We start from the raw sequence: 14,167 nt of genomic DNA on the forward strand, positions 1-14,167 counted from the left end.
ACCCGGGTACCGCCGTGCCATCCTCAAGGTATGACGCACGACGTCGTGCCTCCCGACGAGGGCGCCTCACCCGAGGTGCTCGCGTTGGCCAAGGTGGTGGCCAGGCTGCGATCGGAGATCGCGGACCTGGAGGGCGTCGCCGCGTCCACGGCCGTGCTGGAGCGGGCCAAGGGCGTCCTGATGGCCCAGACGGGAATCTCCGCCGACGCGGCCTACGAGAGGCTGCTGGAGCGGGCGGCCCAGCGGGGCAGCACCCTGATGGAGGAGTGCTGGCTCGCCCTGGGCCGGATCCGCCCCGGCCCAGAGCCCGCCACCTCGACCGAACTGCCCCCGACGCCCGCCTCGGCCCGGGCCCGGCAGCAGCCGGCCGACGGCGCCGCGGGCCCGTGCGACGGTCCGCCGGACGAGGACGGGCTGCGTCCGCTGCTGGCCCGGATCGCGGAGTGCCTGGCCGAGGCGGGCGACGAGGGGGACATCGCGGAGCTGCTGCGGGCCGTGCTCGCCGAGGCGGTCGGTGTGGACGCCGTGATGATCTACACGGTGACGGCCGCGGGCAGCCTGGAACTGACGGGACACGCCGGCGTGGGCCGTGAGCTGGCCGACCAGTGGAGCCACGTTCCGCCGCTCAGCGGCGTCGCCGCCCTGGAGGCCATCGCCGCGCGGCACCCGGTGTGGCTGGAGGACCCGGTCGAGGACGCACGCCGCTACCTGCTGATCGGCGATCCGCCCGAGCGGTGGCCCTCCCGCGCCTGGATCCCCGTACCGTCCGACGCGGTCGCCCGGGCCGCCGTCGGGTTCCTGCGCACGCGGCCGGGCCCCTTCGACACCGGCACCCGGATGCTGCTGCGCAAGGCCGTGCGGCTGTGCGGCGCGCTGCTGCGTGCCTTCGACGGGTCCGAGGACGGCCGACCCGGGGGCGTTGCGGCTCCTGGCGCCGTGGACGAGGTCCAGCGGATCCTCGACGTGCTGTCCGGCCCCGCGGTCCTGCTCACCCCGCTGCGTTCGGCCACGGGGGAGATCGAGGACTACCGGATCGACGCGGCGGCGCCCGAGTCGGTCGACGTGGCCGGGCGCCGGGGCAAGGAGCTCGTCGGCCGGAAGGTCCTGGAGACCTACCCCACCGTGGCGGGCACCGCGTTGTGGGACGGCTACCAGGACACCCTCGCCACCGGGGCGGTGTACGAGGGCGAGCCCTTCCGGTACCAGGAGGTGGGCGCCGGTTTCCCGCAGGAGTCCGTGTACTCCGTCCGGGCCACCCGCCTCGGCGAGCGCCTGGTCGTCTCCTGGATCCGGCACGACACCAGCGAGCGCGAGATCCGCAGGCTGGCCGACATGCAGCGGCTGGGCAACCTCGGCTGGGCGGGATGGCAGCTGACGACCGACCGGATCATCTGGTCCGACCATGTCTACGCCATTTTCGACCGTGAGCCCGCCCTGGGACCGATCGGCATCGAGGAACTGCCCCGCCACGTGCTGCCGGAGGACCGGGCGAGGCTCGGCACGGCCGTCCAACGGCTGCTGAGGCTCGGGCACGCCGTGGACGAGCCCTTCCGGATCACCACCGCGGACGGGGTCCGGCACCTGCGGATCGTCGTGGAGGCGCAGACCGACGCGGGCGGTACCCCGGTCGAGGTCCACGGGTTCTTCCAGGACGTCACCGCCCAGCGCGACGCGGAACTCGCGCTCCGCGAGAGCGAGCGGGCCGTTCTTGTCCAGCGCGGCATGCTCCAGGCCGAACGCGCACTCGCCGCCCGGCTCCAGGCGACGCTGCTGCCGATCTCCGAGCAGTCCCTGGAACTCGCCGGCCTCTGCGTCGGCGTGGCCTGCACACCCGCCGACAGCGGGGTCAACGTCGGCGGCGACTGGTACAGCGCCATCGAACTCCCCGACAAGAGCGCGCTCTTCGTCGTCGGGGACGTGGCCGGCCACGGCCTCGCGGCCGTCGGCACCATGGCCCAGCTGAGGTTCACCGCCAAGGGCATGGCCATCACCGGATCGGCGCTCATCGACGTTCTGCGCCGACTCAACAACCTGCTGCTCCATACGGATTCGGAGCCGTCCGCCACCGCGACGATGGTCATCGGCCGCTACGAGCCGGAAAGCCGGCGCCTGACCTGGGCGCGGGCCGGGCACCTGCCGCCACTGCTGCTCCGCGGCGGCCGGGCCCGGTTCCTCCCGCAGCCCGACGGCTGCCTCCTGGGCGCCGCCCGCGACTCCGCCTACGGACAGGCGGTCATCGACCTCGTGCCCGGTGACCGCCTGCTGCTCTACACCGACGGGCTCGTGGAGGAGCCGGGCGAGGACATCGACCTCGGGCTGGACAGGCTCGCGAAGGACGCCCTCAGACTCCTGCGGGAGGGAGCCGACGAAGAGCTGGCCCGCACGCTGGCGGGACGGCGCCTGGCCAACCGGGACGACATCTGCGTCCTGGACATCCACGTCCCGGACGGGGCGTGACCGCGTCCGGGACGTCCGACCCTCCGGGTCGTTCGGGTGCTGGGGCGTTCAGGTCTTGAGGAGACGGTTGAAGAACGAGCGGTAGTGCTGAAGCGACACGCGCAGATCCTCCGTCGCCACCTGCTCACCGCGTCCCCACTGCCCTTCCAGGCCCTGCTTGCGGCTGGAGAAGCTGCCGGCCAGCGCCTGCATGACCTCCGCCACCAGGGTGTCTGCCGACCTCACCGCGTCCTGCGGGTCGTCGACGAAACGGCCCTGGATCTCACTCCACTTCCTGCGGTACTCCTCGGTTTCCGTGGTGCCGAGCAGCGGCTCCTCGGTGTCGCCGCCCAGGGGTTCGGCACGCTCCTCCTGCTGCTCGGCCGCTGCCTCCCCGCCCGGCTCCGCGGCGTCCGCGGCCGGGTAGCCGTCCGACATCCCGGAGGTGGCCTCGCCCGGGTAGACCGCTGCGCCGCGGTCGCGCTCGGCTCCGGAGGCTTCGCTACCTTCAGTGCCTTCGGTACCCGAGTTCATGATGTCTTCCGTGGTCGGACCGGAATCTGTGTCCCGGGCCTCCTGCTCTCCACGCATCCGCATGTCAACGACTCCTCTGATCCGTCAGAAGCTCTTCGAACAGGGCGCGGTAGTGCACCATCGCCCCGCGCAGTTCCTCCGTCGTCGCCCGGCCCCCGCCGCTGCGCACCTTGACGTCGTGCGCGGCCCGGTAGTGGTCGAGGGTGCGGCCGTGCTCGACGGACAGGTCACGCAGCCGGCCCTCGTACTCCGCGGTGGGGTAGCCGCGCTCGTCCATCAGCCGGGATACCAGGTCGTCCGCTTCCGCCACGGAGTTCTCCGGGCGGTCCACGAAGTGTTCCTGGACTTCGCTCCAGGCCTCGGCGTACTCACGGCGCCGCCCGGCGGGCAGTTCTTTGATGTCGAGCTGCTCGTGCCGCTGTTCCCGGGCCCTCAGGTCGCGCTCGGCGGCCCTCGCGCCGCCTTCCTCCTGCACCGTGCGCTCGTACTCGGGGCCGAAGCGTTCGCGCAGGTGCCGTCGCCGGGCCGACAGCCACAGCGTCGCGATGAGCGCGAGCACCACGACCGCCGCGATGACGATCACCACTACGAGTGTGGTTGTAGACATGTCCGCACTCCGTTCCGTGGTCCGTTACAGGGCCTTTGTTCGTGTGTCACGCGGCTGCCCGCGCTGCCGTGCGCCAAACCACGACGTACCCTGCGTCCGCAGCCGGGCGGCAGGGCCCTCCCGGGTGCCCGCCCGCTGCCCCGGGGGCACCCTGGAGGCATGGCCCGAGCCAACGACCAGGTCGAGGCGATGCTCCAGGAGTACGCGGACCTCATCGCGATCCGGGGCGGCGAAGCGTTCAAGGCGCGCGCCTACGAGAAGGCCGCCCGCGCCGTCGGGGGCCACCCGCAGGACGTCGCCGCCCTCGATGCCGAGGGCCTGCGTGAGATCCCGGGCGTCGGCCGGTCGGTCGCCGGCAAGATCCTCGAGTACCTGCGGACCGGCCGCATGTCCGTCGTCGACGAGGCCAGGGCCTCCGTGCCGTCCGGCGTGCGCGAGCTGATCGCGATCCCCGGCCTCGGACCGCGCAAGGCCATGGCCCTGTACGAGGAGCTGGGCATCACCTCCGTCGACCAGCTCCTCGAAGCCGTCCACCAGGAACGGCTGCGCGACCTCAAGGGCTTCGGAGAGCGCACCGAGGACAACATCCTGCACGGCATCTCCCTGCTCCAGGCGGCGGGTGGGGGCCGGATCCTCGTGGGCGCCGCCATGGAGGCCGCCGAACAGCTCGTCGCCGAGCTGTCCGCCGTACGAGGCTGCGTCCGCTGCACGTACGCGGGGTCCCTGCGCCGCATGCGGGAGACCATCGGCGACGTCGACGTCCTGGTGGCGGCGCACAGGTCGGCACCGTTCATGGAGGCCCTGACCTCCCTCCCGTACGTCGCCGAGGTCATCGCGCGCGGCGAGAAGAAGACCTCGGTGCGGACCGCCACGGGCCTCCAGGTGGACCTGCGCGTCCTTCCGCCCGCCTCCTGGGGCGCGGGGCTGCAGTACTTCACCGGGTCCAGGGCGCACAACATCCGCACCCGCGAACTCGCCGTACGCCAGGGCCTCAAGCTCTCCGAGTACGGGCTCTTCGACGCCGAGAGCGGTGAGAGCATCACCTCGGAGACCGAGGAGTCCGTCTACGACCGGCTCGGACTGCCCTGGATACCGCCGGCGCTGCGCGAGGACCGCGGCGAGATCGCGGCCGGGCTGCGCGGCGAGCTCCCGGACCTCCTCGACAACCGGGACATCCGCGGCGACCTGCACACCCATACCGACCTCACGGACGGACTCGCCCCGCTGGAGGACATGGTCGCCGCCGCTGCCGCCCGGGGATACGCCTACTACGCGGTCACCGACCACGCCCCGAACCTCTCCATGCAGCGCATGACCCGCGAGAAGATCCTCGCCCAGCGCGAGCGGGTGCGCGAACTGGACGGCAGGCACCGCGGGATGCGGCTGCTGCACGGCACGGAACTCAACATCGGCCCCGACGGCTCGCTGGACTGGCCCGACGAGTTCCTCGCGGACTTCGACCTCTGCGTGGCCTCGGTGCACTCGCACTTCAACCAGAGCCGGCCGGAGCTGACGCGCCGTCTCATCCGCGCCTGCGAGAACCCGCACGTCGCAGTGATCGGGCACCCCACGACCCGCCGCATCGGCAAACGCCCCGGCATCGACGCCGACTTCGACGCCGTCTTCGAGGCCTGCGCGCGGACGGGCACCGCTCTGGAGATCAACGCCCACCCGGAGCGGCTCGACCTGTGCGACGAGGACATCCTGCGGGCGAAGCGGTACGGAGTGAAGTTCGCGGTGAACTCGGACGCCCACGCCACCACGCATCTTCCCTACATGCGCTACGGGGTGGGGACGGCGCAGCGCGGCTGGCTGACCGCGGACGATGTGATCAACGCCTGGCCGCTGACGGGACTGCGCCGCTTCCTGGCCGAGAGGACCGGGTGACGGCCGGCTCGCGGGCGGGACCGGTTCGCACCGGCCGCACCCGCGAGCAGGTCCTGTCAGTGGCCGAAGGCGAACCAGTTGACGTTCACGAAGTCGGCCGGCTGGCCGCTGGTGAAGGTCAGGTAGACGTCGTGCGTGCCCGTGACCGCGGTGATGTTCGCCGGGATCGTGCGCCAGCTCTGCCAACCGCCGGTGTTCGCGACGGAGAAGCTGCCGACCGGGGGTGAGGTCCGGCTGTCGAGCCGTACCTCGACGAGCCCGCTGACTCCGCCGGCGGCGCCGCTCGCGACCCGGCCGTGGAACTGCCGCGCCGGGGCGGAGCCGAAGTCCACGCCCCGGAACAGGGCCCAGTCGCCGTTGCCGAGGGCAGCGAGGTTCTGGCCGCCGCCCGTGTCCGTGGAAGCTTCCTCGGCCACGCCCGACCTGTCGTCGTGCGACTCGGCCTGGATCGCGGCGTAGGCATCGCGATTCCCGGACGGCGGCGTGGTGGGCGGCGTGGTCGGGGGAGTGGTGGGCGGCGTGGTGCCGCCCGCAGACCGCAGGACGGAGACGTAGTCGACGACCATGGCGTGACCCGGCTCGGTGCCGGCGTCGGGCCCGCCCCCGAAGGCGTCGGGGAAGCCGCCGCCCATGGCGACGTTCAGGATGATGAAGTAGCCGTGGTTCGTGGCGTTGGTCCACGTCGTCGCGTCGACCTGGTCGGCACGCACGGTGTGGAAGTTCAGCCCGTCGACGTAGAAGCGCATCTGCTCGACCGCGGTCGAGCGGTCCCACTCGACGGCGTAGGTGTGGAAACCGGACTGGCAGGTGGCCCCGGGGCAGACGCGCTGGCCGCCGATGCCGGACGTCTCGTTGCAGGGGCCGCCCGGGCTGGTGCCGCAGTGCACGGTCGCCCAGACGGTGTTGAGGCCCTGGACGTTCTCCATGATGTCGATCTCGCCGATGCCGGGCCAGTTCCACCAGTTCCCGCGGTACGGCGTGCCGAGCATCCAGAAGGCGGGCCAGTAGCCCTTGGCGGCCGCCCCGGTGACGTTCGGCATCTGGATGCGCGCCTCGGTGCGGAGCGTGCCGCCCGCCGGGGGCTCGAAATCGCCGCGCCGGGTCTCGACGCGACCGGACGTCCACCGGCCCGCGGCGTCCCGCCGGGGGGTGATGCGCAGGTGGCCCGCGCCGTCGAGGGAGACGTTGGCGGGGTCGGCCGTCATCGTCTCGATCTCGCCCGTTCCGAAGTTGGCGGGACCGCCGGGGTAGCTGGTGCCGGTGGTGTACTGCCAGTCGGCGGTGTCCACCCCGGAGCCGGCGGGCCCGTCGAACTCGTCCAGGAACACCTGGGACCAGCCCGCCGGCGCGGGGGGAGCCGCGGCACTGGCGGGCAGCACGACGCCCGCGGCGGCCGCCGCCAGGGCGGTCGTACCGATCGCGGCCAGGACGGCCCGCCGTAAGGTCGCTCGTTTCCTGCCGGATGTCTCGCGCATGGGTGCCCTCTCTGAAGCGCGCGCCGAGGCGCGGGGTGCGGGGGATGTAGAGCCGGGTCCACCGTTCTGAGAGCGCTCTCAGAACGGTGGCCACTGTGCTCCGCGCCCCCGCCACCGTCAAGAGCCGCAACACGCGCCTCCCCGCCGAGTACGACCCGGCGGGGAGGCGGCTGAAGCGGAGAGGGGCCGGTCAGCCGAAACGGCCGAAGAGGTCGACGACGACGTGGGCGGAGCCCCAGCCGAGGTTGGCGATCTCCACCTTGCCGTCGGCGCCCACCGGCACGGTGACCAGGTTGGCGACGGTCCGCCCGCTCGCCCAGTTGAGGTTGGAGGAGTCCGGGCGGGCGACGCCGGAGGGCCAGACGGTCAGGTGGCCGTCGGACTCCGGGTCGGTCACGGTCACGTTCAGCACGACCGCCCTGGCCCGGCCGAGTTCACCGTGACCGGAGAGATCGAGCACGGTGCTGCCGCGCGCGGGGACCGCACCGGAGGTCCGGGTGTCCAGTATCCGCTGGGGGCCGGCGGTGTGGAAACCGGCACCGGCCTGGTCGTCGGAGTAGTGGCCGAACACGTCGGCGATCAGGTGGGTGGTGCCCCAGCTCGCGTTGAACAGCTTCACCGTCCCGTCCGGACCGACCGGGACCACCACGTGGTTGGGTACGGTCTGGCCGGCCGTCCAGTTGAGGTTGGAGGAGTCGGGGCGGGCGGCGCCCGACGGCCACACCGTCAGGTGCCCGGCGTCCTTCGCGTCCGTCACGGTCACGTTCAGCACGACGGCCTTCACCCCGGACTGCGGCACTCCGCCGCGGCCGGCGACCTGGAGCGTCACCTCGCTGCGGGCCGCCACCGGGGTGGTGCCCGACCGGCCCACCGCCGTACGGGAGTCCAGCAGGCGGGCCGGGCCCGCCGCGGTGAAGGTGCTGCCCGAGGCGTCGGCGGAGTAGTGGCCGAAGACGTCGGCGATCAGGTGCGCCGTGCCCCAGCCCGCGTTGCGCAGGTTGACCTTGCCGTCCTCGCCGACCGGGACCACGACCTGGTTAGGCACGGTCCGCCCGGTCGTCCAGTTGAGGTTGGAGGAGTCGGGGCGGGCGGTGCCCGAGGGCCAGACCGTCAGGTGGCCGTCGGACGTCGGGTCGGTGACGGTCACGTTCAGCACGACGGCCTTCACCCCGGACTGCGGCACTCCGCCACGGCCCGCGACCTGCAGCGAGACCTCGCCGCCGGCGGCCACCGGAGCCGTTCCGGCATGGCCGAGGCCCGCCCGGGTGTCCAGCAGCCGGGCCGGGGACAGCGCGGTGAAGCGGTCGCCGGCCTCCGCGGCCGGGATGCCGTGGTTGGCCACGTGGACGCGCTGCCCGTCGGCGTCGGTCCACACGATGTTCGACCCGGTACGGTCCACCGCCCAGGACCGGTTCGGGTGGCGCCGGCTCTTCCACTCCTCGCCCTGGGCGAGCGTGCTGACCCGCACGGTGCTCTCGCCGCCCGAGGTCTTGATGCCGTCGTGGAAGTCGAGCAGCAGCAGCCTGCCGGTGGCCAGGTCCTGGCGCACCAGATAGCCGTCGCCGAGCAGCGACTCCCGGCCCTGGACGCTGTTGGTCCAGTCCTTGCTCATCACCGGCACCGAGAGGGTCTGGCGGGTCTCGGTGTCGTACACGCCGCTGGTGCGCACCGTGCCCTGACCGTCCTGGCAGGCCCAGGCGACGTAGCGTCCGACGGCCTCCAGCAGCGTGGCCGGGCACGGCGTGGTGAAGGTGCCGCGGTCCATCTCGCCCTTGATGTCACTGGCGTAGACGGTCTTGTCGTTCTGCCGGGAGAGCCAGAGCGTGTCGCCCTGGAGCGCGACGCCGGTCGCCTGCGTCGTGAACACCTGGGCGCGGGCGTCGAGATCACCGACGATGACCTGGTGGTTGGATGTCCAGTTGCCGTACGCGGTCTGCGCGAGCGCGACGTAGCGGCCCACGGCGTCCGCGGTCTGGAGCCCGCCCACGTCACCCGTGGGGATCTTGCCGGCCCAGTCGCGGTTGCCGGCCTGGCGGATGGCGGCCGCCTTCCACGTCACCGGCTCGTGCTCCAGGTACCGGCCGTCCCCGGTGGAACGGATGCCGACGCAGCCGGGGGCGTGGCTGAAGCAGTTGCCGATGGTGTGGGTTCCGTCGAGGTACTCGAAGGTCTTGACCGGGGTCGGGTCGTTCGAGATCCGGTAGCTGCGGAACGCGCCGGTGATGTCTCCCGGCTGGAACTGGACGGTGTCCGAGGCGGTGGTGAGCACACCGCCGCCGATCGACAGGCCGAAGACCGTGGCAGGCGCCGCGGGGACGTCCGTCAGCCTGCCCGCCTGCGGCTTGGCACCGGTGGCCGCAGTGAGCCGCTGGACCGCGACCTGGGGCTGGCTGCCGTACGCGGGAGCCTTGGGGCTGCCGACCGCGATGAGCGAGCCGTCCGGGGCGGGCAGCAACTGGGCATCGGCGAGCTCCAGCAGGTACTCGACGATTCCGGTGTCCGAGCCGACGCCGGTGAAGTGCAGCGGACGGCCCCGGTTGTCGCCGGAGGTCCCCGCACTGGACTGGGTGCCGATCAGCCAGTCGCCCAGCATCCGCAGTTCGCCCGAGACCGGGTTGAGGTAGGTGGAACTCAGCACCGTCTGCGGCTGCGTCCGGTCCAGTGCGTCGACCGTGTTCCCGTCGCCGGTGCGCAGCACCGTGCCCTTGGCCAGTCGGAAGGTGTGCGCGGACTCGGACTCGCCCTCGTCCGGCAGTGCGGTGGTCTGCCCGGTGACGACGTCCACGAGGACGGAGTGGCTGCGGTCGTCGAGGCGGTGACGCAGGATCAGTGAGCTCTGGTCGCCGTCGTGCACCGCGGGCGCGAGGGCCGCGCCGGCGGGCAGCACCACCTCGGTGCGGACCGTGGAGCCGCCGTCAAGCCGGTTCAGGAACCAGCCGGTGACGGCGGAGGCGGTGCCCTCGTAGGTCAGCACGGTACGCCCGTACGTCCCCGAATAGCCCTGTCCGGCGGGGATGGTGACGGTGCCCAGCGCAACCGGCGTGCCGGTGGCCAGGTCGAACAGGTCGACCTTGGCGGGAGCCTGCGCCGTGGCCGCCGCGGGGACGGCCACGGTGTCGGAGGAGGTTCCGTAGCGGTGGTCGGGAGCGCCGCGGTAGCCGCCCGAGGGCAGGCCCTGGCTGACCTCTCCGCTGACGGGGGCGGGCAGGCGCAGTCCGGTGTCGGTGGTGGCGCCGGTGTCGTACCGGGTCCACAGCAGCTGGTCGCCGCCCTCACGGGCGTGCAGCAGGCCGGTGTCGCCGGCCACGAAGAGCTGGTCCCGGGCCGGAAGGCCGCGCGGGGCGGCGGGCAGTACGAGCTCGGCGGGGGCGCCGGCGGCCGGGGCGGCGACCGCCTCGGGCGGGGCCGCGGCGAGCAGTGCGGCTCCGGTGACCAGGGCCAGCGCGGCTCCGAATCCCCGGTGCGGGCGTGACGTTCGTCTTACGGTTGGGTCCACAACCACCCTCTCCTGGGCGAACACGGAGGAAGGGGGCGTCAGGGAGTCGCCCCGGGCAGCCGCTCGCGCGGGCCGGTCGGCATGACTCTCTGTGATCGGCCCCCCTCCGATCGTGTCGGAGCATAGCAATGGTGATCACCGGGTCGCACAGGAGTTCCAAGGAGTGGGCGCTGCAATTCGTTCGAATGTTCGAGGTCTGGCAGGATGGTGGGCATGGCGATGGAACGCGAAGCCTTCGAGGCCCACGAACCCCGCGAAGCCCCTTCGCGGGTCCCGAACGACCTGCTGCGGGCCAAGGAGCTGGCGTACGACCCGGGCGGATTCACCTGCTCGGCGCCGGTGCCCGAGGCGGAGAGCGCAGACTACGGGGCCTGCGGGTTCACCCTCGACGGCCTCTCGGTCAGGTTCCGCGTCGCCAGGACGACCCCCACGAAGGCCGGCCAGTTCGTCACGGTGTGGAAGAGGTCCGCGGGCGGTCCGATCCAGCCCTTCGACGCCGCGGATCCCGTCGACCTGTTCGTCATCAGCACCCGCGAGGGCGATCGGTTCGGGCAGTTCGTGTTCCCGCGGGAGGTGCTGCGCGAACGGAACGTCGTGTCGACGAACGGCGCCGGTGGGAAGCGGGCGTTGCGCGTCTATCCGCCGTGGGTGACGACCACCAGCCGGCAGGCCCGCGGTACGCAGGCCTGGCAGGTGGAGCACTTCCTCCGGCTGCCCGGGGACGGACCGGTCGACATCTCCCGTGCGTACGCGCTGTATCACCCCGGGGCGGGTCGCCCTTAATGCGTTGTCGCAGGCGGCCGGGCTGAGCGAACATCCGGTGCATGGAAGAGCCCGCCGAAAGTCTTCGTTCGGACCAAGTCGACCTGCGCCGGTGGCGCATGAGCGATCTCGGCGCCCTGGAACGGGCGATCCACGAGTCACTGGACCATCTGGTGCCGTGGATGCCCTGGGCTGCCGATCCCGGCCGCCGGCAGACCGCCGAATTCCTCGCCAGGAGCCACGAGACATGGGAGACCGGGGCGGACTACAGCTACGCGATCATCTCGGACGCCGAAGTGATCGGCAGCTGCAGCCTCATGCGCCGAATCGGAGCGGGCGGCCTCGAAATCGGCTACTGGATCCATCCTGCCCGGACCGGGCGGGGCCTGGTCACGATGGCCGTCGCGGGCCTCGTCGACGCGGGCTTCCAGCTGGACGGCGTCGACCGCATCGAGATCCACCACGACGCCGCGAACCACGCCAGCGGTGCTGTTGCCCGGCGCTCGGGATTCACCGAGATCGGCCGCGAACCGGCACCTGAAGGGCCGCTCACTTCCGGCGAGTCGGGGATCGACGTCATCTGGCGGATGACGGCGGACGAGTGGAGGTCGCGGACGGCGCGGACCACCGCCGCCCGGCGGACGCACTGACCGGCGCAGCTCCGGTTTCCGGCCGGGACGCGGCCGTCAGCCTCTCCCCACGGTGAGCGCTCCCGCCCGCCCACCGGCGGCCTCCGGCCGGAACCGCTCGGCCAGACAGTGCCGGTGGGCGACGACGGTGAGGCTCCCCGGCCCGTCGTTGCTCCGTGCATCCAGGACCAGCGCGTCACCACCCGGGCCGACCGCGGTCCGCTCCCCGCAGAATTCGCAGGGCCACGTGAAGCACTCCAGGTCGGCCGGAAGGATGCTGAGGCGAACCGACACCGGCGGATGCGACCGACGGACCTGCTGGACCACGGCGTCGATCTCCGCCCCGACGGGCGGGAAGAGGGTCAGCAGATCGTCGTGGCTGTCCGTGGTCCCCGAGTACAGCGCGATCATGTCGACCGATGCCGAGACGCCCGCCTCCTCGTACCCGGGTATCACCACGAGGAGGCCCCACGGCTGGCGGCTCATCACCTTCGCCCGGACCCGCTGGCCGGGCATGAGCGACAGGCTGTCGGATTCGAAGCGCTCCCTGCCCGAACCGCCGGTCAGGGCGGTGGTGATGGGCGGCTGTCCGGTCACGGTGGCTCCTTCGCGCCGCCACGATCGCGATGCGCGCGGCAACCACGCCGGAACGGGGCATGCGGAGATCGGTGGCGGCGTGCGGTCCCGTACAGTCCCGAAGCCATGACGGTACTCGCATCCTTCACCTTCGTGCGCCACCTCGACGGGCTCCGCCACCGCTTCGAACGCGACGGCGTGCACAACGGCCGCCCCGCCTACCGCCGGACGGACGGGAACGTGCTGTGCGTCTGGTCGCCCGCCGACGGCTGGCACTGCGAGATCGCCGACGGCCTGGTCACCGCGCACCCCCTCGACGGCCGCGCCGACGGGCCCGAACCGCCGGCCACCGTCTGGCGCAGCTTCAAGAACGACCGCTCCTACCTCTACGACCTCCGGACCCCCGACTGCGCCGTCGTGGAGTGACGGGGGAGCCGACAGGGCCCCGCACTTTCTTTCCGCCGGGACGGTGGCCGCGGACCAAGGGGAGAAACCTTCCCGCACCCGCCGACGGACCGGTGCGTGCAGTTCCGCCTATCGGCAAAACCGTCCGTGGACCCCGTGGGTGCGGTTACGGTCTGGGCCCATGAAGTTCCTGCACACCTCGGACTGGCACCTGGGCCGCCGGTTCCACGGAGAAGACCTGATCGACGCCCAGCGCAAAGTCCTCGACCACATCTGCGAGACCGTCCGGACCGAGCAGGTGGACGCGCTGCTCGTCGCGGGAGACGTCTACGACCGGGCCATTCCCAGCCTCGACGCCGTGCGGCTGTTCAGCCACGCCCTGCACCGGCTGGCGGACCTGGACATACCGACCGTCATGATCAGCGGGAACCACGACTCCGCCCACCGGCTGGGTGTCGGCGCCCGGCTCCTGGACCGGGCCCGGGTGCACCTGCGGACCGACCCGGCCGAGGTCGGCACCCCGGTCCTGCTCGAAGACGCCGAAGGACCGGTCGCCGTCTACGCGGTGCCCTACCTCGAGCCCACCCTCGTACACACCCAGCTGGACGCCGAGACGGCGTCCCACGAGGCCGTGCTCACCTCCGCCCTGGACAGGATCCGGGCCGACCTCGCCACCCGCCCCGAGGGCACCCGCTCCGTCGTCCTCGCCCACGCCTTCATCACCGCGGGCGCCACCCCTGCGAGCGAGACCGACAGCGAACGCAGCATCAGTGTCGGCGGCATCGCCCATGCCGGGGCCTCCGTCTTCGACGGCATCGACTACACCGCCCTCGGGCACCTGCACCGGCCCCAACGGGTCACCGACCGCATCCACTACAGCGGCTCCCCGCTCGCGTACTCCTTCTCCGAAACCGGACACGACAAGTCGCTGACCCTCGTCGACCTGCCGGGGAGCGCCCAACCCACCGTGACCCGCACGGCGTTACCACCCCACCTGCGGCTCCCACTGGCACGCCTGACGGGCCACCTGGAGGACCTGCTGACCGACCCGGCCCAGGAGACCCTGGTCGAGTCCTGGCTGCACGTCACGCTCACGGACACCGCCCACCCCTACGAGCCGATGGCCCGCCTCAAGCAGCGCTTCCCCCACACCCTGGACATCAAGCACGCACCCGCGTCCATCCCCGCCCAGGCCGCCACCTCCTACGGCGAGCGGCTGCGGGGCCGGAGCGACCTCGACATCACCCACGACTTCATCACCAGCGTGCGCGGCACCGAGCCCACCGCCGAGGAGAGCGCGCTCCTGCGGGAAGCGATCGACGACTCCCGCATCAGCGCCCAGGAGAAGGAAGCCGTCTGA

General features: G+C 72.2%; 11 protein-coding genes. 6 read left to right on the forward strand and 5 right to left on the reverse strand.

Going from position 1 to position 14,167, the window contains the following annotated elements:
- Positions 1–30 precede the first annotated feature (30 nt).
- Positions 31–2,457: a SpoIIE family protein phosphatase gene (locus E6U81_RS03825; protein ID WP_136228640.1), complete on the forward strand. Its 2,427-nt coding sequence runs from the start codon at positions 31–33 to the stop codon at positions 2,455–2,457.
- 48 nt (positions 2,458–2,505) lie between these two features.
- Here the strand turns inward: E6U81_RS03825 and E6U81_RS03830 are convergent, their stop codons facing one another.
- Together E6U81_RS03830 and E6U81_RS03835 are read right to left on the reverse strand one after the other, a co-directional pair.
- On the reverse strand, positions 2,506–2,970 hold the full coding sequence (locus E6U81_RS03830; RefSeq protein ID WP_136228641.1) for a hypothetical protein: 465 nt from the start codon (positions 2,968–2,970) through the stop codon (positions 2,506–2,508).
- Positions 2,971–3,034: 64 nt separating this feature from the next.
- Positions 3,035–3,577, reverse strand: coding sequence for a hypothetical protein (locus E6U81_RS03835; protein ID WP_136228642.1), 543 nt, complete (start codon positions 3,575–3,577; stop codon positions 3,035–3,037).
- Between the two features lie 159 nt (positions 3,578–3,736).
- Here E6U81_RS03835 and polX point away from each other — a divergent pair, with 159 nt between their 5' ends.
- The gene (gene polX / locus E6U81_RS03840) at positions 3,737–5,464 is read left to right on the forward strand and encodes a DNA polymerase/3'-5' exonuclease PolX (protein ID WP_136228643.1); all 1,728 of its coding nucleotides are present in this window, start codon (positions 3,737–3,739) and stop codon (positions 5,462–5,464) included.
- Between the two features lie 56 nt (positions 5,465–5,520).
- On the opposite strand, the gene E6U81_RS03845 is transcribed toward polX, so the two are convergent.
- Positions 5,521–6,939, reverse strand: a complete 1,419-nt coding sequence (locus E6U81_RS03845) for a glycoside hydrolase family 16 protein (RefSeq protein WP_136228644.1) — start codon at positions 6,937–6,939, stop codon at positions 5,521–5,523.
- A 190-nt stretch (positions 6,940–7,129) separates the two neighbouring features.
- Positions 7,130–10,435, reverse strand: a complete 3,306-nt coding sequence (locus tag E6U81_RS03850) for a hypothetical protein (RefSeq protein WP_168714539.1) — start codon at positions 10,433–10,435, stop codon at positions 7,130–7,132.
- Between the two features lie 219 nt (positions 10,436–10,654).
- Here E6U81_RS03850 and E6U81_RS03860 point away from each other — a divergent pair, with 219 nt between their 5' ends.
- The gene (locus tag E6U81_RS03860; RefSeq protein WP_136228913.1) at positions 10,655–11,218 is read left to right on the forward strand and encodes a MepB family protein; all 564 of its coding nucleotides are present in this window, start codon (positions 10,655–10,657) and stop codon (positions 11,216–11,218) included.
- Positions 11,219–11,259: 41 nt separating this feature from the next.
- Entirely contained in the window at positions 11,260–11,847 is a 588-nt protein-coding gene (locus E6U81_RS03865; RefSeq protein ID WP_136228647.1) for a GNAT family N-acetyltransferase, read from the forward strand.
- A 36-nt stretch (positions 11,848–11,883) separates the two neighbouring features.
- On the opposite strand, the gene E6U81_RS03870 is transcribed toward E6U81_RS03865, so the two are convergent.
- A complete protein-coding gene (locus tag E6U81_RS03870; RefSeq protein WP_240803611.1) occupies positions 11,884–12,423 on the reverse strand; it encodes a hypothetical protein in 540 nt (179 codons plus the stop codon).
- A 105-nt stretch (positions 12,424–12,528) separates the two neighbouring features.
- Between E6U81_RS03870 and E6U81_RS03875 the strand changes: the two genes are divergently transcribed.
- Positions 12,529–12,828 carry a hypothetical protein gene (locus tag E6U81_RS03875; RefSeq protein WP_136228648.1) on the forward strand — a complete coding sequence of 100 codons (300 nt, stop codon included), beginning with the start codon at positions 12,529–12,531 and terminating at the stop codon, positions 12,826–12,828.
- 160 nt (positions 12,829–12,988) lie between these two features.
- Positions 12,989–14,167 (forward strand): exonuclease SbcCD subunit D, encoded by a 1,179-nt coding sequence (locus E6U81_RS03880; protein ID WP_136228649.1) that lies wholly within the window; start codon positions 12,989–12,991, stop codon positions 14,165–14,167.

It is taken from the genome of Streptomyces sp. A0592 (assembly GCF_004795115.1).
Lineage (GTDB): Bacteria > Actinomycetota > Actinomycetes > Streptomycetales > Streptomycetaceae > Streptomyces > Streptomyces erythrochromogenes.